The sequence below is a fragment of the Mycobacterium sp. BMJ-28 genome (genome assembly GCF_054404835.1).
The window spans coordinates 5,927,749-5,951,006 of sequence record NZ_CM136783.1 but is presented as its reverse complement, the minus strand read 5'-3'; the positions used below and the strand labels follow the sequence as shown (position 1 = coordinate 5,951,006).

Here is a 23,258-nt window from a genome sequence, read left to right as displayed (position 1 = left end):
GTGCCATTTCATTCCCTTCACGCAAGCCAGACGTCCTACACTGACACCCAATGCCACAGAACGCCAAGCAACGCGAATCACCGTCTGCGAAGAAGGCGGGGCTGGTCACCGTGGTGGGTCAGCTGGCAAAGCTCGTCATCCAATTTGTCGGTCTTGTTGCTTTCTCACGTATCCTCAGTCCGCACGATATCGGTTTGATCGCGATGCTCGCCGTCTTTCTCACCCTCGGTGAGCTGATACGGGATTTCGGGATATCTCAAGCGGCGGTCCAAACGAAGAATCTCAGCCATGGTCAGGCCAGCAATCTGTTCTGGACGAACGCGCTGATCGGACTTCTCATGACGTTGATCCTCATCGTCATGGCTCCTGTATTGGCGACGGTGTACCACGAGCCCGCGCTGCGATCGATCACTCCATGGGTGTCGGCATCTTTCGCGGTCAATGCGTTGCAAATTCAGTTTCAGGTAAGGCTCACGCGAGATCACCGTTTCACCGCACTGACGATGACTGACGCCATATCCCAATTGGTCGGGTTGGTGTTCGGTCTCGGCGCGGCTCTTGCGAGCGCCGGTTATTGGGCGATAGTCGTGCAGATGCTCTCAGCGGGCGCAACGCTGTTACTTCAGCGTGCACTGTTGGCAGGCTGGTGGCCTGGGCCACCTCGGCGGGAATCCGGCATGGCGGCGTTATATCTGTACGGACTCAATCTGGGCCTGTCGCAAATACTGAACTACGGGGCTTCCAACGCTGATTCTTTCATCATCGGTGTTCGGTGGGGTGCGAGTGCGTTGGGTATATACAGCCGGGCGTTTCAGATCTTCACCGTTCCGGCCAATCAGCTGTTGACTCCATTGACGAACGTGGCGTTACCACTGCTCTCGCGTCAGCGGCACGACGGGCAAGATTTTTATCCATCGCTACTCAAGGCGCAGACGGTTATCAGTACTTCGTTTGTCCTCGTCTGCTCGCTGACCGCTGCCCTGGCCGAACCGCTGATCACTGTCGTACTCGGCACCGCATGGCTGGATTCCGCGCCGCTGTTGGCGATCTTGTCCATCGGGGGTGCGATTCAAGTCCTCACGATCATGCAGTATTGGGCTTTCCTTGCCTCCGGAAATACCAGGCAACTCTTCCGGCAGAGCCTGGTGACCAAGCCGCTGCAGATCGGATGCATCGTTGTTGGCGCGCTCGGAGGACTCGAAGGAGTCGCGTGGGGGTATACGGGCGGGCTGTTGCTTTCCTGGCTGGTCAGCATGGCTACATTGCAGCGCTGTGATGCCATGCCTGCAAGCGTTTTCCTCCGTGCCGGCGCGCGGGTGCTGGCTTGTGGTTTTGCCGCGGGCGGGAGCGTGTGGGTTTTGATCACTTACCTTGGGTCCAGTTTGCCCTGGTATGCGCTGCTACCCGCGGGCGCCGCGGCAACTGTGGCGCTCTACCTCCCGTTGGCGTTGTGGAACCGTCAGGCTCGCATTGTTTTAGTGGATGTCTACGCTCCGATAATTGCCCGTGTGGGGGTATTTCTGCGGCGCTGGGCGTTCTGATTTGTCAGCGGGGATGCTTGCTGCAAGTCAAGATAGGAGGGAATCAGCTTGCCGGAGATCGTGCATTGGAATCCGCATCGGAGGCTGGCGGCGCGAGGCGTGCTCTGGCGGATCAAGCGTCCGGACCGTATCAACAACTTCGGGGATCTGCTGGGGCCGTGGATAGTCGGACGCATGCGAGCCGTTCTCGGCCTCGGCCGCGCCGTCTCGGATGAACAACGCCTGCTCACGGTCGGGTCGATCATCAATCCCTATGCGCGGGAGGGTGACACGGTGTGGGGATCCGGGATCCACGGTAATCGCCTGCCGTTGGAGAAGCCGATACCAGTGCTGGACGTCCGAGCCGTGCGAGGACCGTTGACTGCCCGTGTTGTGCGTGATTCCGGCAATCACGTTCCTGAGGTGTTCGGGGATCCCGGTCTGCTGATCCCGCATCTGTGGACGGACACCGAACTGGGCATCCATCGCCGTAGCGGCGGAACCGTCGTCGTTCCGAACTACCACGACCTGCCATTTGCCCCAACAGGCTCTTTGAACCCCCGCGGCAAAATGCTCGATTGCGTTCGAAGGATCGCCTCCGCCAATCGAGTGATCGCCAGTTCGCTGCACGGCGTGATCGTGGCTGAAGCCTACGGCGTGCCGGTGACGCTGGTGGCCTCAGCGACGGAGCAATTGTTCAAATACGAGGATTACTACCTGGGCACCGGTCGTGAGCTACCGACGGTGGCTCGGGGCTGGCACGAGGGACTCATGGCATCACCCACCGATCCATTGGGCAAATGGGATCCTTCGGATCTCCTGGAGTCTTTTCCGCGAGACTTGTGGCGTGCCTGATCTCGGTGTTGACCGGGCGGGAATTCGCTGCGATGAGTACGCCCGCTTGATAAGGTATCTCGTGGCTGAAATGCGTTAGTTGCGGCGTGAAGAGGCGCGTTATCGCGGCCCGACAAGCCGGTTCGACGTCCGTGTTCGTTGGCGAAGGGATGCAGCATGGCCCTGCTCGACATTCACGACAACTGCGGCTACCTCGTGCTCGACGAAACCGAATGTCGTTCCGCTGGTGCGTCATTGCACGACCAGTACGTCAATGCTCAGCCGTTTCCACACATCGTCCTGGACGACCTCATCGCCCCGCCCCTTCTGCGCAAGGTTGTCGCGGAATTCCCGAGCGCCGAGGACGTGCACGGATATGATCGATCGCAGGAAAGACTGAAATACGAGTACGGTCCACAGCTCTGGACCGGCGCGACCACTCATAATCTTTTCGCGCTCTTCAACAGTGAAGCGTTTCTGGCTTTCCTCGAAGAGATGACAGGATTCGAGGGATTGATTCCCGACCCTTACTTCTTCGGCGGTGGACTCCACGAGACGAAGCGCGGTGGACATCTGAGCGTCCATGCCGACTTCAACATTCACAACAAGCTTGGACTCATTCGCCGCCTGAATCTGCTGGTTTATCTCAACGACGACTGGGCGCCAGAGTACGGCGGTGGCCTTGAGTTGTGGGACAAGGATATGCAAGCGTGCGAAGTCGCGGTGACTCCGACGCTGGGCAAAGCGGTGGTCTTCACCACGGCGCTCGACAGCTATCACGGTCACCCGAATCCACTCGCCTGCCCGCCTGACAGATCGCGTCGCTCGATGGCGCTCTATTACTACACCTCGCCGCGGGAGGGGCTTGCCAACGTGGTGTCTCATACCACCGTGTTCCAGGTCCGACCAGGTTCGGGGGACAGAAGTGACTGGCTGGCCAGAACACGGCACAACGTCATCACCAACTGGGTGCCCCCGGGTGCACGAGCCCTACGGCGAAAGCTCCGGAGTCGGGTGAGTCGAGTTCACAATGGCCGGTCTTCCTAGTTCCCGCAAAGCCGTTCGATGCCTCATCCTCGTGGAGTAACACTCACGTTGACGTAGAGGCCCGGATTCTCTCCATCGGTGAATTGCGGGTCGAGTAGCACGCGCACGCGGCGCGGATGGTTGCGAAGAGTTCGTTTCACCGTCACGGGCAGTATCGAGGTCTCGTTGGCGACCAAGGGCGCCGGGAGGTTCGGTCCGTGCCAGTCCACCCCTTCGGCCACGTCAGCCCGGATGTTCTCCTCGGCCAGGTTGTACCAGCGTGTCGTGCTGTATTGATAGCCACTCATGTTGTCGAGGCAGTACTGAAAGGTCGCCCCCAGTGCCCACGTGCTGGGCGCACCGACCACGGATTCGACCCCGATGACCCACGTCAAGGTGTCCGCCCAACCGAAATCCATCGGATGTCCGGGCTGCGCGAGGCTGATCGGACCCTTCGCGCTCGCAGGTCGGAGGGGTCCCTGGCCGGCATTTTCCAGAGTCGACGAGGAAATGAGGATGTGCGTCTTCGAGTACTTCACGAGGCCGCCTCGTCCACGGTGACCACCGCTTGATCGACGACCACGTAGGACTCACCTGATCCGGGCTTGCCCGGAATGGCAAGCACCCCGAAATTCAATCCGCCTGCAAATGAACTCATCGGCGAACCGGCCTGCGGTACCTGGTGTGCATTCTGGCCGTCGGCCTTACGGAGATCGATCACGCGGTGGTTGATCTGGCAGGAGTGATACCCGCCCAGTCCGCCATTCGCGCCCAAGTCCACCGTCAGGCTGATCCAGTCGAAGTTGAACTTGTTCTCGTTGTCGCCCGCCAGGAACTGTGTGGCATCGGAGGAGACCGGCTTCTGCTTCTGGTCGTTGCCCATCACCCAGATCTTTCGGTTCCCGTTGTCTTCCCGCTCGACCATCAGGACGAAGAACGATCGCTGGCTGTTGTCCCAGAACTGGGTGTCGATCATGAGCCAAAAGCCGCCCAGGGACTCACTGCTCTGATCCGTGCAGTGAGCCATATAGCAGGAGAAGGTGATCAGTCCGGAATCGTAGTATCGGGAGAGGTTTTTGAACGCGGCGGCGTTGGTGCCGGATGCCCAACCATTGACGTAGTTGCTGTCCGGTGGCGCCGAGCAGCCGATCATCAACGCATGGCTCCCCGAGAACACTGGATAAGAGGTGAGCGATAACGCCGGGGCAGGACCTGTGCCGTGGTAATGGTCTCGCCATCCGTCGAAGCCGCCATCGAACGTGTCATGGATCAACACCTTGCCGCGCGGCAACGGGTCCCGTTGCGGGGTCCGCGCGGCGTTGAAGAGCGACGAGTCGGGGTGGGTCATCTGATCCTCATCCTGCGAACACGAGGAGATCGCCATTCCCGCGCCGATAGTGGCTGCAGCTGCACCGGCCACGCGTAGTGCCGACCTGCGAGAGACGTCACCGCTCATCTGTGTCCCTGCCCTGCCTGTGGAATTGAATCAATACATTTCACCGTGACGCGGTCTGCTCGTGGAGCGGACGGGCGATATTGCTGGTCCGCCCCGGCATCCGCCGCATGGACTATGGAGTGCACGCGCCGGCTGGCCAAAGCCGACTGTCCTGCAATGCCAGCTTGGGTAACAGTACTAGTCCGGAGGGCGTGCCGAGGTTGCGTATCTGGAGAATTCCGCCGCGGTATTGCCGGCCTTCGTCAGCTCAATGCGGCTGTGATGGCTCAGTGTGCATCGCAGCGAACTATATTTTGCTGCAGCGGAAAAGGCCGGATCACTCTCCGTGCGAAGGTGATCTTTCCTCATTCACGGAAAGTGCGGCTGCTCTAAGCGTCGTGACCTGCGCCGTGACTGCCGGCACATCGGCATTGCCAATTTCTTGGTGGATGGCCACTATCCCGACGCGGCCTGCCGGGTTTGAGAAGTGCAGCCGGCCCACGCTGAGCCGCTGCCATGACACCAGTTTTTTTATGGTCGTTGAAACGACGGAGCAGCATGGCGAGCGGTAGCCTTGCCTCGATCGGGCCAAGCAAACTGTTGAGTTGGCTGAGGTTCTCAGATTGGGGTGGCGGCGTTGAAGCTTCAGGACTTTCTGCGGTTGTTGCGTACTCGTTGGATCACGATATGCGCAAGTGTGGTGGTGGTACTCGCTGGTGCGGTCGCGATCACCCTGGCAACAACTCCGCTCTACGAGTCTTCGACGCGGTTGTTCGTCTCCACCTCATCCGGCGCTTCGCTTTCCGACACGTATCAGGGAAACAGGTTCTCCCAGGAACGCGTGATCTCGTATGCGGAACTCCTCATGGGGGAGACCCTCGCGCAGCGAACAGTCGACAAATTGAATCTCGACATATCCGCGCGAGAGTTGCAGAGCAGAGTTAAAGCGACTGCAGCCCCGCAAACGGTGTTGATCGACGTTCGTGTACTGGATGAGTCTCCGGTGCGGGCAAGGGATATTGCGAACACACTCTCCGACGAGTTCGTTGTCATGGCTCAGGAGTTGGAGACGCCGCAGGATGGAAAAGTCGCCGATGCGCGTGTGGTGGTCGAACAGCGCGCAACGGTAGCCGCAAACCCCGTGGTGCCGAAGAAGTTGCGTAACGTCGGGCTCGGACTCGTGCTTGGAGTTTTGCTCGGCATCGGTCTGGCGGTGATCCAGGACATCTTGGACAACACCGTGAAGTCGCACGAGGAGATCGAGAAGATCGCCGGCGTAGGCGTTGTGGGCGCGATTCCACTCGACAAACAGCGTCGTAAGACCCCGGCCATATCGTTCGGAAACGACAATTCGACCATCGCGGAAGCTTTTCGCAAGCTGCGGACCAACTTGAGTTTTCTCTCCGTCGACAACCCGCCACGGGTGATCGTCATTACCAGCTCCGTACCGACGGAGGGAAAATCCACGACGGCCATCAACATCGCGCTCGCACTGGCCGAGGCCGAGAACAACGTGGTGCTGGTCGACGGAGACATGCGGCGTCCGATGGTTCACAAGTACCTCGACCTGGTGGGGCCAACCGGATTCAGCACCGTTCTCAGCGGGGCCCTCCCGCTCAACGAAGCTCTCCAGGCGACGAAGTTCAAGGGACTGATGGTTCTGACCGCAGGCACTGCGCCGCCCAATCCGAGTGAACTCCTGGGATCGCAGACGGCCAAGAAGATCATTGCCGAACTGCGCGCCAACTTCGATTACGTGATCATCGACTCGTCGCCACTGCTCGCGGTCACCGACGCTGCCATTATTGCCGCGAATGCCGATGGAGCACTGATAATGGCGAGATATGGCCAGACGAAGCGTGACCAACTTGCCCACGCTGTGGGCAATCTCAGAGACGTCGGCGCTCCTCTCTTAGGCGCGGTGCTGACGATGATCCCGACCCGTCGAGGCGGAGCGTATAAGTATGCGTACGGCTACTACTACTACGGCTACAACGAACAGGCCAGCAAGTAAGCGATGGTTCGAAAATCGCTCTGCTGCAGCATGTTCCATTTCCTTTGACGAAGCTGGGAACGAGGTTTGTCAGTAAATGCGGCGGATCACGGTGGCATGATCCGGAAGTGGGAGAAAGTCGGGTATAGGTTCCATGAGACCGCTGGCCAGTGAGAATCTCGTCTGCCCCGAATGCAAGGCGGCGCTGCACGGACTAGGGGATGGCGTCGCCTGCAAGTCATGCCATGCGTCCTTTGCCCGGCTTGCTGGTGGATACCTCAATCTGATGCCTCCTTCATCGCCGGTGTCGATCGCCGCGGATGAGGCCTATTTGGCCGAACAGATCAACCACGGGGGTGCGCGTGCCGGCCGATGGTTGACTCGCCAAGTACATCCCCAGGACAAGAGCGCACTCGATGTCGGTTGCGGGACTGGATCGATCGTCAAATCGATTGCGGCATCGTGTCCCGACCTCGACACCTGGGGTATCGACCTCCCGGACAATCTCACAGGTTGGATCGAAGCTGGTGTGGACCCGCAACGCATCGTAGCCGGCTCGGCTTTCGACTTGCCTTTCGATACCGGACGATTCGACATTGTCTGGTCGCTGGGCGTGATAGAGCACATCGGAGAACCGGCGCCCGCCGGTGAGCGGAACGCCGACCGTGTCCGCTATTTGAGCGAGATGCTGCGGGTGACTCGGCCAGGTGGTCGTGTAATCATTCTTGCCCCGCACAAGTGGTTCCCCATCGATCCGGCGCACAACTTCTCCACCAACAGTCTCTCCAAATTGATCTATGACCGAACGAATCTGGGGGTGCACCGTACCTGGGGACCGTTCCCTTTGGTGTCCTACGGTGAACTCCGACGGTTGGCCCGTGATGCCGGTGCGGGGCGGATCCGGCCACTCAAGCTGGAGGACTACTTCAGCTTTGCGCGCACCGGTGCTGGACCACTCGCACGGGTGGTGCCGGCGGCACGCTTCTATCTGGATCATCTACCGGCGTGGTTGGGTGCAACGCCGTTCGCCCCATACCTAGCGGTAGAGCTGACGGCACCTGCCGCGGATTAAGCTGTGCCTAAACGGGATTGACGACTGGCTGATGACCTGCGGTCGAAATTGTTTCATCTCGTGGTCGGGAAGCTCGCGAACGGTACGGCGATATCGTCTCGCAATATGCCTGGAGCTGAATACAATCCGTATGCATTGTCAGTCGTGTTGACGTCGTAGCAGGACCAGGCAAGCGCGCCAAGGTGATCGGCGCGAGCGGAGACGAGCTGTTCGACCATGGTGTAGAAACCGGCTCTCGTAGCGGAAGGCTGGTCGGCGCCCTTGCCGAACTCTCCGAAAATCATCTGTTTACCGTCCGCCCACGAATTCGAGTATGTCGATGCGATGTCGGCGAGAGTCGTATCGGCGTAGATGTGGAAGTCCAGGTAGTCGCTCAGTTCAAAAAAGGGTGCGAACGGGTGCTTGCCGAAGAGTGCACCCGCCGGGGCGGGACCGGTGGGATTCCACGACCACACACTCGAATCGAAGACAGGGAAGCTGACGGTCACGGGTAGCCCTTGAGCGTGTGTCGCATCCGCGGCAGCACGGAGGATGGTCAGAAGCCAGCCGTAATCGGCTTGTTGGTATGTTCCGGGTACCGTCATGCCCCACGCCTCGTTCATCAGATCGACGCCGATCACGCCGGGGTATTGAGCAAGCATGTTCGCCCAGGTGGCGTAGTGGGACTCGACTTTCGCGCTGGACAGGGTCTGCGGCAAATCGTTCTGCAGGTCGCTGCCGGTCGGCAGCATGAACAGCCCCTTGGTGGCGCAGTAGTCCAACATCTGTTGCCAACGCGCGAAATAGACGTCCTCAGTGATGTTGCCCGCCAGGAACGTCTGCGTGCTACCCCACAGCCGAACGGCATTGCCGACTGCCGCCGCGTCGTCGATCTGCGGCTTGATCCAATTGTCCCAGTCCCACACCGTCCACATCGCCGCCCACACGGAGGTCCCGAAGTTCTTCCAGGGCTGGCCGAGAGGCTTCGCAGAGCAAGCGATGTTGGCACCTCGCAACCGCGCATGTTGCGGCAAGCGGTCCATTCGCGCGCTTGCGGGAAGGGGCTCGGCAGGGTGGGCGTCGGCCCGGGGAATGCACATCACGCCGGCGAATATCCCGGTGCCTGCGATTCGCAGCATGCTCCGGCGAGTCATCTCAGGCACTAATCCACCTCAATCCATTTAGCGAAGACGAGCTCACTGAAATTCGCCGGCATCGTGATTGCCTTCAGGTGATTATGCATGTCAGGCTGGATGTTTGTGTGAACTCGGTCATCTCAGGTGGTGGCGGTTGCACCGCGGGCCGAGATCGTTGTGACGTCACTCAATGACGTTGTGGCTCACTGTTTGTGAGCACGGTACGGTCCATTGTCGTTAGTTCGCCCTCCTGTGTCGGACCGACTCACCTGGACAACGGCTGGTGGAACCCGCCCGCTCGGAAATTCCCAGAGCGTGCCCCGGGAATTTCCACGTGCTGGGGTCTACGGCATTCGCCGGGGATCGTTCATCTGGTCGAGTATTGGTCTCGGTAATCAATGCAAACCGCGTCAACAGGATGTTTTGGGGTAATTTGATGCTGGTGATCGAGATTCCGCTGGGCTGCCAAAGCGCATCCGTACTCCTTGCTCACTCCGAGCGGTGTTAGCTCATGCGGTGGGTGTGGCGTCCGTTGATCATTGTTACGGCCGCGCTGATGGTGTTTGGGGTAGTTTTCGGCACTGATAACGCGCTGAGCCGTCTGGTCGGGTCTGCCGGCGCGGATGCCGGTGACACCCCGGTGGCAGTGCCGGGCGCCGACTTGAGTGGCACCGGTGCGGGCAGCTTGATCAGTGCGGTGTCGATGCCTTCGTTCTCGCATACCGCTACCGGCCGGCCGATGCAGGCGGCGCGGGTGCTCTATCGCTCGACGAACGGTGACACCGGCCGGCCGACCGAGGTCTCTGGCGCCGTCTTCGTTCCGACGGGTGATGCGCCCGTCGACGGCTGGCCGGTCGTCGGGTTCGCTCACGGCACCACCGGTATCAATCAGCCTTGCGCGCCGTCGTTGTCTGCCACGTTGTCCACACACGTCTACTGGGTCGACCGCCTCATCGACCTCGGAATCGCTGTTGCGCTTACTGATTACCAGGGACTGGGCAGCTCCGGTGTTCATCCCTATCTGGATGCGCGCACCGCAGGGATGAACGTCATCGACTCGGTCCGCGCATTGCGGCGCACCTTCCCCCATATCTCGTCAAGCTGGGCCGGGCTCGGCGGCTCGCAGGGCGGCGGTGCCGTATGGGCCGCTGACGAGCAGGCCGCGACCTATGCGCCAGAGTTGAGCATGGTCGGTGCGGTTGCATGGGCTCCCACGGCGGATGTAGCCGGCTTGGTCGACAAGGCTATGGCCGGGACGCTCACCCACGAGCAGGGTCCGTTGCTGCAGGCGGTGATCGAGTCGTTGGCTCGGCTGCATCCCGAGGTCAACCGCGACGACTATCGGCACGGAGCGGCGGTCGAGTACTGGGATGTCCTCTCGGCATGCTCGGGCCCGTTGGCCAAAGACCGCAGCCGTGCCGCGAGCGCGTTGGGCCCCTATGACCTGGCCGCGTCCACGCCGGCCGCCGCGGACAGGCTCCGCGGATTCCTGCAAGGTTGGGCGCTGCCGAAGGGGGTGCTGTCGGCACCGTTGTCGATCGTCTACGGAGATCGAGATGAGTACATCGACCCCGGATGGACTACTGCGGCGATCAACAGCGCGTGCGCCCTCGGTGGCAGCCTGGTGTGGCAAGAGCAGGAAGGCAAAGGCCATGGTGACGTTGCGGTCGAGGAACAGCTTGGTTGGATCGGTGACAGATTCAGCGGTCAGCCGGCTCCCAATTACTGCACTTAGTGCAATTTCGCCTTCCTTCCGGTACTGACGGACAGCCCACGTTGCCTAACCCCGAGGGCGGAGCTTGATCTGAGTGGTTCGGCGACTGATAGGCGCGGTTCCCGATACCGCAATCTCCGCGGCCCAGCGGTATGAAGTGCGTCGATTCGAGAACGGAAACGGGATCCTCCCGAGCTGGACTGGACCGATGAACCGCGTTGATGGCTAATTTATCCAATCGCCCAGATGGGTCGATGAGATTTCTCACGTCTGTCTAAAATTGCTGTGTAGCAACGCATTTTGATGACGCATCATGCGTGTGTTACACGTAAGAATCATTCTTCAGCAACCTTGATTCAGATATTCAAGATCAATCCTCACCCACGGGTGTTTTCAACGGATTCGGTAGCGGGAACGGACGACTATTTGCGCCCGAAAATATCCCGCGACCTGCACTGTTTCGTGTTGACACGGCACGCGGATTCTGGGACTCTTTATGCAGTTCCTTAACGGAAGGCCCTCGAAATGTCTGCACTGGCGACACGCTTTTCTACCGCAACCACAAAGTTTCAGGTAGGCGTGGCGGCCTGCGCTGTGGCAGCCGCCGCGACGCTCACGCCCGTGGTCGCTGCGCAGGCTGACATCGCCGCGCCCGCGCCGCTGGCCCCCATCACGCAGGTGTTGGACAACACCATCCAGGGGCCGATGAATTTCTTGGCCCAGGACAATTGGCTGCAGAACAGTCTCTGGTGGATCGGTTCCGCGAATCCCAGCCCGCCGGCCCAGACGCTCGTGTTGAAATTCGTTCCGCTTTCGCTTGTCCCCGGATTCCTGCAGGGAATCTATAAGAGCATCACGCAAAATCTGAATTTCCAGGTGTGCTTCCTCGGTGCCAGCGTGAAGATCGGCCCGTACGGAACCTTGACTTTGTCCTACGGCAGAGGTTGCTAGCGACTTACATGGTGACTCGCCGGCCGAGAAGTCGGAAGACCCGTTGATGCCGAAGGTCCATGTTCGGGGTGTGGCGTTGACGTGGGAAGTTGACTGAGTGTGGATTTTCGGGCGACGCCGACGGGGCACGACCTCCGACGCTGAGGTCGTCACGGCGGACGCCGATCCTTCGTCAAGTGATCGCCGTAGATTTGGCCGCCGAAACCGCGCAAGATTGTTGACTGCGGCGCTCGGGGCAGTCCTCATCGGTTTTCTTGTGTGGCTCGGAGTGGAGGCGTTCGAGGCAAAGAATGCTCTCGAGCAGGCGCGTGCGAATGCTCAGAGCGCCAAGGATTCGTTATCGGCTACGCAGCTTGAAGATGCCGACCGGTTCGCGGATGCTGCCAAGGTTCATGCGGAGTCGGCGACGGCCGCCACGCACTCGATTCCATGGCGTATTGCGGCTCACGTGCCATGGCTGGGAAAGCCTTTCGCGACCGGTCAACAGATTTCCGATGTGGTGCTCGGTCTGGCCAGAGACGTCTTGAAACCGTCCGCAGATGTCGGGATTGCGATCTCGCCTGACCGCATCTTGCAAGGATCGCGTCTGGACGTAGACCTACTGCGCACAAAGGAACCGACACTGCGGAAGATCTCCGAGAATGCGCGGCGGCTCGCGACCCAAGCCGACGCAATCTCAGAACCAGGGTATCTGTCGGTACTCGGAGCGGCGCGGACGCAGCTCCAGGCGCAGGCCGCGAAGATCGCAACTCTGCTGGAGAACACTTCCCTTGCTGCACGGTTGGCGCCCGCGATGATGGGTGCGGATGGACCGCGCAACTATTTCATGGGGTTTCAGACGAATGCGGAAGCACGCGGTACTGGTGGCATTCTGGGTGGATTCGGCATCCTGCACTTCGACGACGGTGCGGCCACCGTCGAAGCGTTGGGGCCGAACACAGAACTGGCGGGGCCCTTCACCCCGCTTGATCTGGGGCGGGACTTCGCCGATCAGTACGGCTTCACGAACCCCAGCACCGATTACCGCAACAGCAACCTCAGCTCACATTTTCCATATGCCGCCCAGGTGTGGAAGTCGATGTGGGCACAGCAATCTGGGCTCAACGTGGACGGCGTCATCGCCATCGACCCGGTCGCCCTGAGCTACATCCTCGGCGCGACCGGGCCGGTGACCTTGGCCGATGGCGAGGCGATCACCAAGGACAACGTGGTGGAGTTGACCGAGTCCATTGCGTATCAACGTTTTCCGACAGACCAGCCGGCCCGTAAGCAGTACCTCCAGGATATCGCCAATGCGGTCGTGAGAAAGATGACGGGAAAAGTGGAGTCGCCGCGCGGTTTGCTCGATGCAATGGGCAAAGCAGTGAGCGAGCGCCGAATCGCCGTCTGGAGTGCGTCGCCTGAGGAGCAGAAGCTGCTCGAAGAAACCCCGATCGCCCACGCAATCCCGGACGACGCGGCGCCATACGCGGAAGTCGTGATCAACAATCTGGGTGGCAACAAGATGGACTACTACCTCCGTAGGGAAATCGAGTACGCCGCAGACGGATGTTCGCAGGACCGCCGGAACACCACCGTGACGGTAAAACTCAAAAGTGTCGCCCCGGAACAGTCCTTGCCCGACTACGTCGCCGGATCGGGTGGTCTCAGGCAGGATGTGCCGATCAAGTTGCCGAGCGGATCGATGCTGACGTCGGTGCGTCTGATCGGGACGAAGGGTGCCACGATACTGAGCGCGTTCTCAAACGGCGAACGCATCCCGGTGTTTACCGGCACGGAACGGGGCCATCCGACTTTCGAGATACAGGTCGCCATCCCGCCCCGGCAGGCAGGCGAGTTGGTTTTCCGGCTGTCCGAGCCGACGGCTGCCGGCGACGCGCGTGTCCCGGTTCAGCCGCTGATCGACTCGGTCGCACCCAAAGTCAACGTGCCGAACTGCACGCACTGATCACTCCCTCCTGCGCAGGGTTCGACGGTTGCGTTCACCCTGAGCCAGACCGTGGCCACGCACCCTTGCGAAGGGAAAGATGGGGATGTGGTTTCTGTGCAGACGGCGTTACCCGTCGTCGATCTCCGCGACGATCCCGCGGTGGTGCAACAACGGTTGGGCCGGGTGGCTCACGACGTCGGATTCTTCTATCTGACCGGACACGGCGTGCCCGACGACCTGGTCGAACGGCTACTGGACCAGGCTCGGCGGCTGTTCGCCCTGCCGCAGGCGGACAAGGACGCCGTCGCCATGGTCAACAGCCCGCACTTCCGCGGCTACACCCGGCTGGGCGGTGAACTGACCGGCGGACAGGTGGACTGGCGCGAGCAGATCGACATCGGCTCCGAGCGCGCGCCCCTGCCGGACCCGACCGAGACCTATCTGCGTCTACAAGGTCCCAACCAATGGCCGGCCGCGCTGCCCGAACTGCCCGGCGTCATCGCCGAATGGGACGCCGCGCTTTCCGAGGTCGGGCGGACCCTGTTGCGGCACTGGGCCGTCGCGCTCGGTAACCCGCCGGACGTGTTCGACGCGGCGTTCGCCGGCAGCCCGGCCACGTTGATCAAGATCATCCGATATCCCGGCGCAGCGCCGTCCGGCCAGGGCGTCGGCGCCCACCGGGACGCCGGTGTGCTCACCTTGCTGCTGGCGGAACCCGGCAGCGCCGGACTGCAGGTGCGGAACGAGGGCTCATTCGTCGACGTCGAACCACTGCCCGGTGCGTTCATCGTCAACATCGGCGAAATGCTGGAGATCGCCAGCCGTGGATACCTGCGCGCCACCGAGCATCGCGTCCGGATCCAGCAGGCCGAACGGCTCTCGGTGGCCTATTTCTTCAACCCGCGCCTGGATGCGCACATGCCCGTCCTGCCGTTGCCCGACGCACTGGCAGCCCAGGCCCGCGGGGTCACCGACGACCCCGCCAATGATTGCATTTACGCTGTTTACGGGCGGAATGCATGGAAGAGCCGACTGCGTGCGCACCCTGATGTGGCCGCGGCGCACCGTTACGTGTGAAGATGGAAGTGTTATGAGCGACACAGAACTGAGCCCGGCTTCGCTACGCGAAGCATTCGGCCACTTTCCGTCCGGTGTCATCGCGATCGCCGCGGAGGTAGACGGCGTGCGCGTCGGCTTGGCGGCCAGCACCTTCGTCCCGGTGTCGCTGGACCCGCCACTGGTGGCGTTCTGCGTGCAGAACAACTCCGAAACCTGGCCCAAGCTGAAGGACCTGCCTGCGCTGGGAATCAGTGTGCTCGGCGAATCGCACGACCAGGCGGCGCGCACCCTGGCCGCCAAGACCGGCGACCGGTTCGCGGGCCTGGACACCCACTCACACGAGAGCGGTGCGGTATTCGTGCACGGCACCAGCGTGTGGCTGGAGAGCTCCATCGACAACCTGGTGCCCGCCGGTGATCACACCATCGTCGTACTGGCGGTCAAGGGCATCACGGTGCACGACGTGCCGCCGATCGTGTTCCACCGCAGCACGTTCCGCAAACTCGGTATCTAGGGTTTGGCCGCCAACTCGTCGCGGTAAAAGGCGATCCGCTGCTCCAACTCGGTCGCGTCTGCGGGCCGGCCCTCCTTGCGGGCCAGCTCCGCGCGGGCAGTCAGTTCGCGGATCGCAGTACGAATGTCGTTGACGCTGTTGGTTCTACCCAGTGTCATCGGGGCACCTCTCGTCGCCGATCGGACGTTCTTCGGTCGCCCCACCAACCGTACGCCGAGAGCGGGCGATTGTCGGCGCCGATTTCTTCGTTGCGCCGGTTTCCAGGCGTCAACACGCAGGCTTCCCCCGATTGGGGGACACCGGGATCACCCGGCGCACCCACCAGTCACCCGACAGATCCCCACGGCGATCCGCGGCATTCTTGTCTCAACAGAGAATGCCACTGACGCAAAGGATTACAGAAATGATCAAGACCTTCACACTCGGAGTTTGCGCCGCCGCCATCCTGGGGGCCGGAGCACTCGGCCTGGCCGGCACCGCCGGCGCGGCCACCCAGGCGCCGTCGGGCCCGGGCTACTCCTACAGCCCCGAGGTCAAGGCGCACCCGGCTCCGACCGCCACCCCCGGCTGGCACCACAACCACGGCCCGGACCGCATCGCGCACCTGCAGAATCAGTAACCCGAACAGCAGAGGTGCCCGCCGGGAAACCGGACGGGCACCTCTGCTGATCGGTGTGGGCTATCGCCGGAAAAGCTTGCTCCCCAGCCACACGATCGGGTCGTACTTGCGGTCGGCGACGCGTTCCTTCATCGGGATCAGCGCATTGTCGGTGATCTTGATGTGTTCGGGGCACACCTCGGTGCAGCACTTGGTGATGTTGCAGAGGCCCAGCCCGTGCTCCTCCTGGGCCATGTCCTTGCGGTCCACGGTGTCCAGCGGATGCATGTCGAGCTCCGCGATGCGCATGTGGAACCGCGGTCCCGCGAAGCTCTGCTTGTTCTCTTCGTGATCACGCACCACGTGACACACGTTCTGGCACAGGAAGCACTCGATGCACTTGCGGAACTCCTGGCTGCGATTCACATCCTCCTGCTGCATCCGGTACTCGCCGGGCTGCAGGTCCTTGGGCGGGGTGAACGACGGGATCTGGCGCGCCTTCTCGTAGTTGAAGGACACGTCGGTCACCAGGTCGCGCATCACCGGGAAGGTCCGCAGCGGCGTGATGGTGACGGTCTCGTTCTCGTCGAACGTGGACATCCGCGTCATGCACAGCAGCCGCGGCCGACCGTTGATCTCGGCCGAGCAGGAGCCGCACTTGCCGGCCTTGCAGTTCCAGCGCACCGCGAGATCCCCGGCCTGGGTGGCCTGCAGCCGGTGGACGATGTCGAGCACCACTTCGCCGTCGTTGACCTCGACGGTGTAATCCTGCAGCTCGCCGCCGGAAGGGTCGCCGCGCCAGACCCGTAGCTTCGCGTTGTAAGCAGCCATGGTCAGCCTTTCCGCTTCGGGTGTTCGGCCAGTTGGTCTTCGGTGTAGTACTTCTCGAGCTCGGAGAGCTCGAAGGTGGCCAGCAGATCGGGCCGCATCACCGGCTGCTGTTCCGCCTCGACGGTGATATCGGGAACCACCTGGTGATCACCTTCGACCGCCCGGCACACCAGCAGTTTGTTGCGCCAGTGCGAATCCATCTGCGGGAAGTCGTCGCGGGTGTGGCCGCCACGGCTCTCGGTGCGCTGCAGCGCGGCCTTGGCGACACACTCGCTGACCAACAGCATGTTGCGCATGTCGATGGCCAGATGCCAGCCCGGGTTGAAGACGCGGCCGCCCTCGACGACGACGTTCGCGTAGCGAGCCTTCAGTTCGTCGATCTTGCTCAGCACCTCTACCAGCTCACCCTCCTTGCGGATGATGCCCGCCAGGTCGTTCATCGACTGCTGTAGCTCGGAGTGCAGCGTGTACGGATTCTCCGGGTTCGGTTTGGGCTCGAACGGCGAGAGCGCCAGCGCAGTGGCCTCGGTGACCGCGGTATCGCTGACCTGCGGCCGGTCGGTGAGGGCGCGCACGTACTCGGCGGCGCCGAGCCCGGCCCGGCGACCGAACACCAGCAGATCGGACAGCGAGTTGCCGCCGAGCCGGTTGGAGCCGTGCATACCGCCGGAGCACTCGCCCGCGGCGAACAGGCCGGGGGTGGCGCCCGCGCCGCTGTCCGGATCGACCTCGATCCCGCCCATCACGTAGTGACAGGTGGGGCCGACCTCCATCTCGTCCTTGGTGATGTCGACCTCGGCCAGCTCGATGAACTGGTGGTACATCGAGGGCAGCCGGCGCTTGATCTCCTCGGCAGGCATCCGCGATGCGATGTCGAGGTACACGCCGCCGTGCGGTGTACCGCGGCCGGCCTTGACCTCTTCGTTGATGGCGCGGGCCACCTCGTCGCGGGGCAGCAGGTCAGGGGTGCGCCGGGCCGAATCGTTGTCCTTGAGCCACTGATCGGCCTCTTCTTCGGTCTCGGCGTACTGCCCCTTGAACACCTCGGGGATGTAGTCGAACATGAACCGCTTGCCCTCGGAGTTCTTCAGCACCCCGCCGTCACCGCGGACGCCTTCGGTGACGAGGATGCCCTTCACCGACAGCGGCCACACCATGCCGGTGGGGTGGAACTGGATGAACTCCATGTTGATCAGGCTGGAACCCGCCCGCAGCGCCAGGGCATGGCCGTCGCCGGTGTACTCCCACGAGTTCGACGACACCTTGAACGACTTGCCGATACCCCCGGTGGCCAGCACGATCGCGGGCGCTTCGAACAGCACGAAGTTGCCGGTCTCGCGGTAGTACCCGAATGCGCCGGCGATCCGCCCGTCGGTTTTGATCAGGTCGGTGATCGACGTTTCGTGGAACACCCTGATCCGGGCCTCGTAGTCGCCGAGTTCCTTCTTGTCTTCCTGCTGCAGCGAGACGATCTTCTGCTGCAGGGTGCGGATGATCTCCAGGCCGGTGCGGTCCCCGACGTGGGCCAACCGCGGGTAGGTGTGCCCACCGAAGTTGCGTTGGCTGATCTTGCCGTCCTTGGTGCGGTCGAACAGCGCGCCGTAGGTCTCCAGCTCCCACACCCGATCCGGGGCTTCCTGGGCGTGCAGCTCGGCCATCCGCCAGTTGTTCAGGAACTTGCCGCCACGCATGGTGTCACCGAAGTGCACCTGCCAGGAGTCCTTGGTGTTCACGTTGCGCATGGCGGCGGCGCAGCCGCCCTCGGCCATCACGGTGTGCGCCTTGCCGAACAGTGACTTGGTCACAACCGCCACCCGCAGGCCCCGTTCCCGGGCCTCGATCACCGCGCGCAACCCCGCCCCGCCGGCACCGATCACGACCACGTCGTAGGAGTGCCGTTCGAGTTCAGCCATCTATTTCAACCTCGCCTTAATCGCTATCGAATTGTGTTTCTAGCCAACAAATCTCAGGTCGCTGATGGTGCCGCTCGCGACGAGCATGACATAGAAGTCGGTCAGCATCAGGGTGCCCAGCGTGATCCACGCGTACAGCTTGTGCCGGGTGTTCAGCCGCGACACCTGGGTCCAGACCCAGTAGCGCACAGGGTGTTTGGAGAAATGCTTGAGCCGGCCGCCGGTGACGTGCCGGCAGGAGTGGCAGGACAGCGTGTACACCCACAGCATGATCACGTTGACCAGCAGGATGATGTTGCCCAGACCGAAGCCGAACCCACTGGCGGTCTTGTCCGAGTGGAACGCGATGATCGCGTCGTAGGTATTGATCACCGAGATGATCCCGGCGATGTAGAAGAAGTACCGGTGAGTGTTCTGGATGATCAGGGGCAGGCGGGTCTCGCCGGTGTACTTGGCGTGCGGTTCGGCCACGGCGCATGCGGTGGGGGACTGCCAGACCGAGCGGTAGTAGGCGCCCCGGTAGTAGTAGCAGGTGAGCCGGAACAGCAGCAGGAACGGCAGCGACAACGCCGCATACGGCAGCCACCACACGTCAGGAAGGAACTGCGGCCAGAAGTGACTGGCCTCCGGCACGCAGCCCTTACTGACGCACGGTGAGTAAAACGGTGTCAGGTAGTGGTAGGCGGGAACGTAGTAGTTGCTCTGCAGGAACGCACGCACCGTCGCGTAGATGACGAATGCGGCGAACCCGAGATCCACGATCAACGGAGACTTCCACCATGCATCGGTGCGAAGCGTGCGCGCGGAGATCTGGGCTCGTGTGGGTGAGAAGACGCCGGTGCCTTGAGGATTCGAGGTCGGTGCGCTCACGTAGTTCCCTCTTTTTCTGTTGTGAACTGGCGCGGTGTGCGCGACTGTAGGTTCCTCGCGCAAGCGCTCGTCAGCGCGTGCCGCCGAGCCCTTCGTCGTCGACATCGCGCCAGAAATCGCTGTCATAGTCGGTGTCGGGGATGGAGATCTTCTCCACCGCGTGGGGATGGTGAACCGTTCGTCCGCCGCGATCTATCTCAAGCTCGCCGGCGTCGATATCGAGGCGGTCGATATCGTTGAGCATGCGTTCGGCGTCGTTCACGATGCGTCGCATCGCGGGGCTGTCGCCATGCTTGGCTGCCAACGAGGTGACGCAACGGCGAAGGCCGCCGATCAGTTCGTGGAGTTCGGCAATTTCGGTTGTAGTGGTCAAGCGAGTGACCTCCTTGGGCTGAAGGGTGTCATGGATCACAGTACGCATTCGATGTTAGCCACAACATGGACTTCAGAGTGAGACAGATCACGTCTAAGAAACGAGAGGTAACCCAATTGTCGAATCAGGTTCTTACCGAAAAGGCCGCCGCGCTGCTGGCTCTGCACCGCCCGGGCAACCCGGGGGTGCTACCCACCGTGTGGGACGCCTGGTCGGCAAACACGGTGGTGAAGGCCGGTTTCAGCGCTCTCACCGTGGGCAGTCACCCGGTCGCGGACTCACTGGGCAAGCCCGACGGCGAAGCGATCAGCTTCGACGATCTGCTGACCCGCGTCGGCCAGATCACCGCCGCGGTGGACGTCCCGGTGTCGGTGGACATCGAGTCCGGATACGGCGAGTCGCCGGCCCGGCTGATCGAGGGTCTGCTGTCGGTCGGAGCGGTCGGGTTCAACCTGGAGGACACCGTGCACAAGGACGGGGACCGGCTGCGCACCCCTCAGGAGCACGCCGCCCTCGTCGGTGAGTTGCGCGCCGCCGCCGACGCCGCCGGGGTGCACGTGGTGATCAACGCCCGCACCGACATCTTCATCAAGAACGAGGGCTCTGACGCTGATCGCGTGCAGCGCGGGATCGACCGGCTGACCCTGGCCGCACAGGCCGGGGCCGATTCGCTGTTCCCGGCCGGGCTGCGCGACCCCGAGGGACTCGGCACCTTCGTCAAAGCGGTGCCGCTGCCCGTCAGCGTCACGGTGCAGCCCTCCAGCGACCTCGCCGAGCTGACGGCGCTGGGCGTCGGCCGGATCACCTTCGGGCCGTTCCTGCAGTGGGCGCTCACCGAGCGCACCAACGAGATCCTGGCCCGCTGGAAGTAGTTCGCCCCGCTGGTTTCCGACGTTCTGGTGGCCTGAACGCGCTCGGGGCCGCCAGAACGTCGGAATTCACGGCAAAAGGGGAGCCGACGCGGCGCCGGGTGCGTCTGAACAGATGTGCGCATACCGTTCGTAGGCAGCGCGGCGGTCGCCGAGGGGCGGCTCAGCCGGTCACAGCTGCGTACGGGCTACCGGCCCATTTACCGCGGCATCTACGTCCCGGTTCATCACGAGCCGACGCTGCGCGAGCGGATCGTCGGTGCCTCGTTGGCCACGGGCGGGGTGATCGCAGGTGTCGCGGCGTCGGCATTGCACGGCGCCAACTGGGTTGATGTGGACACCGATATCGAGGTGATTTCCGCCGGCCGTCCGCAGCCCGGCCTCGTCCTGCACGATGAACGGATCACGTCGCACGAGATCACCCGCATAGCCGGCGTGCGCGTCACCACGCCTGCCCGTACCGCCTTCGACCTCGCTCGGCGGTTACCGCGGGACAGGGCCCTCACTCGTCTCGATGCCCTGACGCACGCCAACCCGTTCGCGATGGACGACGTCGATGCGGTGACCAGGCGCAACCCGCGGGCACGCGGATTGCCGCTGCTGCGCAAAACGCTGCCGCTGGTCGACGGCGGTGCAGAGTCGCCGCGCGAAACCTGGCTGCGCCTTCTGTTCATCGATGCCGGATTGCCGGCACCGACAACGCAATTCGTCATCTACGACGACCGTCGCTACGTCCGCCGGGTCGACATGGTGTGGGCGGAGTTCAAGGTGGGGGCCGAGTATGACGGCGTCCAGCACCTCACCAGCCGTGTGCAGTATGCCAAGGATGTGTGGGCGGCCCGCGCGCTCGCGCGACTCGACTGGCACATCGTGCACGTCATCAAAGAGGACGACCCCGACGACATCGTGACCGAGGCACGCGCAGCGCTGCTCTCCCGTGGCTGGCGCCGGTGAATCCCAGGCCGGCGGGCTTACAGCGTGCCGTCGAGTTCGCCGAGCCTGTTGGTCAGGTCCATGTTCTCCGAGTAGTCGACCGGGCAGGCGATGATGGAGACACCGTCGTCGGCCAGCGCGGTGCGCAGCGTCGGCAGCAGTTCCTCGGCGGCGTTGATCCGATAGCCCTTCGCGCCGAAGCTCTCGGCGTACTTCACGATGTCCGGATTGGTGAAACCCACGTGGTAGTGCGCGCCGAGTTCGAGGTCCATCTTCCACTCGATGAGGCCGTACCCGTTGTCCTCCCAGATCAACACCACCAGCGGAATCTTCTCCCGCACAGCGGTTTCGATCTCCTGGCTGTTCATCAGGAAGGCGCCGTCGCCCATCACCGCGAGGACCTTGGCGTCCGGGCGGGCGAGCTTGACGCCGAGGGCGCCGGGTAACGCGAACGCCATGGTGGACAGCCCGTTGGAGATCAGGCAGGTGTTGCGCTCGTAGGTGGGGTAGAGCCGGGCCATCCACATCTTGGCCGCACCGGTGTCCACCAGTACGACGTCATTGCGTCCCAGCGCGGCCCGGGTGTCGGCCACCAGCCGGGCCGGCGCCAGCGGATAGCGCGCATCGTCACTGCCGCGGGCGATCTCCTCGGCGAGCAGATGAGCGCCCGGCGCCGGCTGGTCCCGGTCGTAGCGCTGCCCGGCCAGGGCCTCCCGGATCGCGTCGAGTGAGGCGCTGATATCGCCCATGATGCCGACGTCGACCGAGTAGTGCGCGTCCACCTCCGCCGGAAAACGATGTACGTGGATGATGCGTTTGTCGGATTTCGGGTTGATCCGCACCGGATCGAATTCCTGCAGTTCATAGCCGACGGCGATGATGGTGTCGGCATCGTCGAAACCGAAGTTCACGTAGTCGTGCCGCATGAAGCCGATGGTGCCCATGCCATTGGGGTGATCATCGGGCATCACGCCTTTGCCGTGGAACGTGTTGGCCACCCGGATGCCGAGTTCCTCGGACAGGCGCACCAGGGCAGCGGTCGCGTCCGCGCGGGCGGCACCGTGGCCGGCCAGGATCACCGGCCGCTTTGCCTCCTGCAATACCGTGACGGCCCGCGCGATCTGCCCGGGGGAGGGCGCCTCGGGCCGCACCACATTGCGTGGCAGCGGCTGTAACTCGTAGTCGAATTCGTCGGCGTCGATGTCCTCCGGCACGGCCAGGTAGACCGCCGCGGGACGTTCGGTTTCGGCGAGTTTGAATGCCTTGCGGAACATCTCGGGAATCGCCAGTGGGGTGGGGATGCCGTCGGACCACCGGGTGATGGGTGCGAACATCGACACCAGGTCGACGTATTGGTGGGATTCCTTGTACTCGCGGTTACGTCCGACCTGGGCCGAGATGGCCACCAGCGGAGTGCTGTTGGTGGTCGCATCGGCCACGCCCAGTTGCATGTTGATCGCCCCCGGGCCCAGCGTGCTCGACACCACGGCCGACCGGCCCGTCACCCGTCCGTACATCTCGGCCATGAACGCGGCAGCTTGCTCGTGACGGGTCAGCACGTAACGGATCGTCGAGGAGCCGGCCAGCGCCTGCACGAATCTGATGTTCTCCTCGCCTGGGATCCCGAATACCAGCGAAACCCCCTCTGCTTCAAGGCACTCGACCATCAACTGCGCCGGCGTTGGCATCGTTTGACCTCCGCATCGTT

The 23,258-nt window shown here is 62.6% G+C and carries 22 protein-coding genes; 13 read left to right on the top strand and 9 right to left on the bottom strand.

The features are described 5' to 3' along the window. Positions 1-50 precede the first annotated feature (50 nt). From ACXPWS_RS29515 to ACXPWS_RS29505, 3 genes are all read left to right on the top strand, one after another. Positions 51-1,541: a lipopolysaccharide biosynthesis protein gene (locus ACXPWS_RS29515; protein WP_458710047.1), complete on the top strand. Its 1,491-nt coding sequence runs from the start codon at positions 51-53 to the stop codon at positions 1,539-1,541. Between the two features lie 48 nt (positions 1,542-1,589). Beyond that, positions 1,590-2,375, top strand: a complete 786-nt coding sequence (locus tag ACXPWS_RS29510) for a polysaccharide pyruvyl transferase family protein (protein WP_458710046.1) — start codon at positions 1,590-1,592, stop codon at positions 2,373-2,375. 156 nt (positions 2,376-2,531) lie between these two features. Beyond that, entirely contained in the window at positions 2,532-3,401 is an 870-nt protein-coding gene (locus tag ACXPWS_RS29505; protein ID WP_458710045.1) for a 2OG-Fe(II) oxygenase, read from the top strand. Positions 3,402-3,424: 23 nt separating this feature from the next. Here the strand turns inward: ACXPWS_RS29505 and ACXPWS_RS29500 are convergent, their stop codons facing one another. Beyond that, a complete protein-coding gene (locus ACXPWS_RS29500) occupies positions 3,425-3,919 on the bottom strand; it encodes a hypothetical protein (protein WP_458710044.1) in 495 nt (164 codons plus the stop codon). Then, positions 3,916-4,836, bottom strand: coding sequence for a hypothetical protein (locus tag ACXPWS_RS29495; RefSeq protein WP_458710043.1), 921 nt, complete (start codon positions 4,834-4,836; stop codon positions 3,916-3,918). The genes ACXPWS_RS29500 and ACXPWS_RS29495 overlap by 4 nt, the downstream gene beginning before the upstream one ends. 616 nt (positions 4,837-5,452) lie before the next feature. Here ACXPWS_RS29495 and ACXPWS_RS29490 point away from each other — a divergent pair. Both ACXPWS_RS29490 and ACXPWS_RS29485 read left to right on the top strand, forming a co-directional pair. Beyond that, on the top strand, positions 5,453-6,829 hold the full coding sequence (locus ACXPWS_RS29490) for a tyrosine-protein kinase domain-containing protein (RefSeq protein ID WP_458713741.1): 1,377 nt from the start codon (positions 5,453-5,455) through the stop codon (positions 6,827-6,829). A 133-nt stretch (positions 6,830-6,962) separates the two neighbouring features. After that, complete coding sequence (locus ACXPWS_RS29485; protein ID WP_458710042.1) at positions 6,963-7,880, top strand: class I SAM-dependent methyltransferase; 918 nt, start codon at positions 6,963-6,965, stop codon at positions 7,878-7,880. A 53-nt stretch (positions 7,881-7,933) separates the two neighbouring features. Here ACXPWS_RS29485 and ACXPWS_RS29480 read toward each other — a convergent pair whose 3' ends face one another. Then, positions 7,934-9,022, bottom strand: coding sequence for a glycoside hydrolase 5 family protein (locus ACXPWS_RS29480; protein WP_458710041.1), 1,089 nt, complete (start codon positions 9,020-9,022; stop codon positions 7,934-7,936). A 529-nt stretch (positions 9,023-9,551) separates the two neighbouring features. Between ACXPWS_RS29480 and ACXPWS_RS29475 the strand changes: the two genes are divergently transcribed. The 5 genes from ACXPWS_RS29475 to ACXPWS_RS29455 all read left to right on the top strand — a co-directional run bounded on the left by ACXPWS_RS29475 (position 9,552) and on the right by ACXPWS_RS29455 (position 15,163). Next, positions 9,552-10,730 (top strand): lipase family protein, encoded by a 1,179-nt coding sequence (locus ACXPWS_RS29475; protein WP_458710040.1) that lies wholly within the window; start codon positions 9,552-9,554, stop codon positions 10,728-10,730. A 504-nt stretch (positions 10,731-11,234) separates the two neighbouring features. Next, complete coding sequence (locus ACXPWS_RS29470) at positions 11,235-11,660, top strand: hypothetical protein (protein ID WP_458710039.1); 426 nt, start codon at positions 11,235-11,237, stop codon at positions 11,658-11,660. Between the two features lie 268 nt (positions 11,661-11,928). After that, on the top strand, positions 11,929-13,608 hold the full coding sequence (locus tag ACXPWS_RS29465) for a DUF4012 domain-containing protein (RefSeq protein ID WP_458710038.1): 1,680 nt from the start codon (positions 11,929-11,931) through the stop codon (positions 13,606-13,608). An 87-nt stretch (positions 13,609-13,695) separates the two neighbouring features. Then, positions 13,696-14,667 (top strand): isopenicillin N synthase family dioxygenase, encoded by a 972-nt coding sequence (locus ACXPWS_RS29460; RefSeq protein WP_458710037.1) that lies wholly within the window; start codon positions 13,696-13,698, stop codon positions 14,665-14,667. Between the two features lie 13 nt (positions 14,668-14,680). Continuing rightward, on the top strand, positions 14,681-15,163 hold the full coding sequence (locus ACXPWS_RS29455) for a flavin reductase family protein (RefSeq protein ID WP_458710036.1): 483 nt from the start codon (positions 14,681-14,683) through the stop codon (positions 15,161-15,163). Here the strand turns inward: ACXPWS_RS29455 and ACXPWS_RS29450 are convergent. Further along, complete coding sequence (locus ACXPWS_RS29450) at positions 15,160-15,321, bottom strand: hypothetical protein (RefSeq protein WP_458710035.1); 162 nt, start codon at positions 15,319-15,321, stop codon at positions 15,160-15,162. The two genes, ACXPWS_RS29455 and ACXPWS_RS29450, sit on opposite strands and share 4 nt — an antisense overlap. Before the next feature lie 245 nt (positions 15,322-15,566). On the opposite strand from ACXPWS_RS29450, the gene ACXPWS_RS29445 reads away from it, so the two are divergent. Further along, positions 15,567-15,782, top strand: a complete 216-nt coding sequence (locus tag ACXPWS_RS29445) for a hypothetical protein (RefSeq protein ID WP_458710034.1) — start codon at positions 15,567-15,569, stop codon at positions 15,780-15,782. Between the two features lie 60 nt (positions 15,783-15,842). Here the strand turns inward: ACXPWS_RS29445 and ACXPWS_RS29440 are convergent, their stop codons facing one another. The 4 genes from ACXPWS_RS29440 to ACXPWS_RS29425 form a co-directional block, all read right to left on the bottom strand. Beyond that, positions 15,843-16,592, bottom strand: coding sequence for a succinate dehydrogenase/fumarate reductase iron-sulfur subunit (locus tag ACXPWS_RS29440; protein WP_458710033.1), 750 nt, complete (start codon positions 16,590-16,592; stop codon positions 15,843-15,845). 2 nt (positions 16,593-16,594) lie between these two features. Further along, positions 16,595-18,505 carry a fumarate reductase/succinate dehydrogenase flavoprotein subunit gene (locus tag ACXPWS_RS29435; RefSeq protein ID WP_458710032.1) on the bottom strand — a complete coding sequence of 637 codons (1,911 nt, stop codon included), beginning with the start codon at positions 18,503-18,505 and terminating at the stop codon, positions 16,595-16,597. A gap of 39 nt (positions 18,506-18,544) precedes the next feature. Continuing rightward, positions 18,545-19,375 carry a hypothetical protein gene (locus ACXPWS_RS29430; protein ID WP_458710031.1) on the bottom strand — a complete coding sequence of 277 codons (831 nt, stop codon included), beginning with the start codon at positions 19,373-19,375 and terminating at the stop codon, positions 18,545-18,547. Between the two features lie 70 nt (positions 19,376-19,445). After that, positions 19,446-19,748, bottom strand: coding sequence for a hypothetical protein (locus tag ACXPWS_RS29425; protein ID WP_458713740.1), 303 nt, complete (start codon positions 19,746-19,748; stop codon positions 19,446-19,448). A gap of 116 nt (positions 19,749-19,864) precedes the next feature. Between ACXPWS_RS29425 and ACXPWS_RS29420 the strand changes: the two genes are divergently transcribed. Continuing rightward, a complete protein-coding gene (locus tag ACXPWS_RS29420; protein WP_458710030.1) occupies positions 19,865-20,620 on the top strand; it encodes an isocitrate lyase/PEP mutase family protein in 756 nt (251 codons plus the stop codon). Between the two features lie 114 nt (positions 20,621-20,734). Further along, positions 20,735-21,571: a hypothetical protein gene (locus tag ACXPWS_RS29415; protein ID WP_458710029.1), complete on the top strand. Its 837-nt coding sequence runs from the start codon at positions 20,735-20,737 to the stop codon at positions 21,569-21,571. Positions 21,572-21,588: 17 nt separating this feature from the next. Here the strand turns inward: ACXPWS_RS29415 and ACXPWS_RS29410 are convergent, their stop codons facing one another. Beyond that, positions 21,589-23,217: an acetolactate synthase large subunit gene (locus ACXPWS_RS29410; RefSeq protein ID WP_458713739.1), complete on the bottom strand. Its 1,629-nt coding sequence runs from the start codon at positions 23,215-23,217 to the stop codon at positions 21,589-21,591. Positions 23,218-23,258: the final 41 nt, after the last annotated feature.

Bases quoted from the DNA above. Each gene is read 5' to 3' on its own strand.
- ACXPWS_RS29445 (WP_458710034.1), top strand. From the start codon at position 15,567: ATGATCAAGACCTTCACACTCGGAGTTTGCGCCGCCGCCATCCTGGGG.
- ACXPWS_RS29455 (WP_458710036.1), top strand. From the start codon at position 14,681: ATGAGCGACACAGAACTGAGCCCGGCTTCGCTACGCGAAGCATTCGGC.
- ACXPWS_RS29435 (WP_458710032.1), bottom strand. From the start codon at position 18,505: ATGGCTGAACTCGAACGGCACTCCTACGACGTGGTCGTGATCGGTGCC.
- ACXPWS_RS29450 (WP_458710035.1), bottom strand. From the start codon at position 15,321: ATGACACTGGGTAGAACCAACAGCGTCAACGACATTCGTACTGCGATC.
- ACXPWS_RS29505 (WP_458710045.1), top strand. From the start codon at position 2,532: ATGGCCCTGCTCGACATTCACGACAACTGCGGCTACCTCGTGCTCGAC.
- ACXPWS_RS29515 (WP_458710047.1), top strand. From the start codon at position 51: ATGCCACAGAACGCCAAGCAACGCGAATCACCGTCTGCGAAGAAGGCG.
- ACXPWS_RS29475 (WP_458710040.1), top strand. From the start codon at position 9,552: ATGGTGTTTGGGGTAGTTTTCGGCACTGATAACGCGCTGAGCCGTCTG.
- ACXPWS_RS29485 (WP_458710042.1), top strand. From the start codon at position 6,963: ATGAGACCGCTGGCCAGTGAGAATCTCGTCTGCCCCGAATGCAAGGCG.
- ACXPWS_RS29495 (WP_458710043.1), bottom strand. From the start codon at position 4,836: ATGAGCGGTGACGTCTCTCGCAGGTCGGCACTACGCGTGGCCGGTGCA.
- ACXPWS_RS29440 (WP_458710033.1), bottom strand. From the start codon at position 16,592: ATGGCTGCTTACAACGCGAAGCTACGGGTCTGGCGCGGCGACCCTTCC.
- ACXPWS_RS29410 (WP_458713739.1), bottom strand. From the start codon at position 23,217: ATGGTCGAGTGCCTTGAAGCAGAGGGGGTTTCGCTGGTATTCGGGATC.
- ACXPWS_RS29470 (WP_458710039.1), top strand. From the start codon at position 11,235: ATGTCTGCACTGGCGACACGCTTTTCTACCGCAACCACAAAGTTTCAG.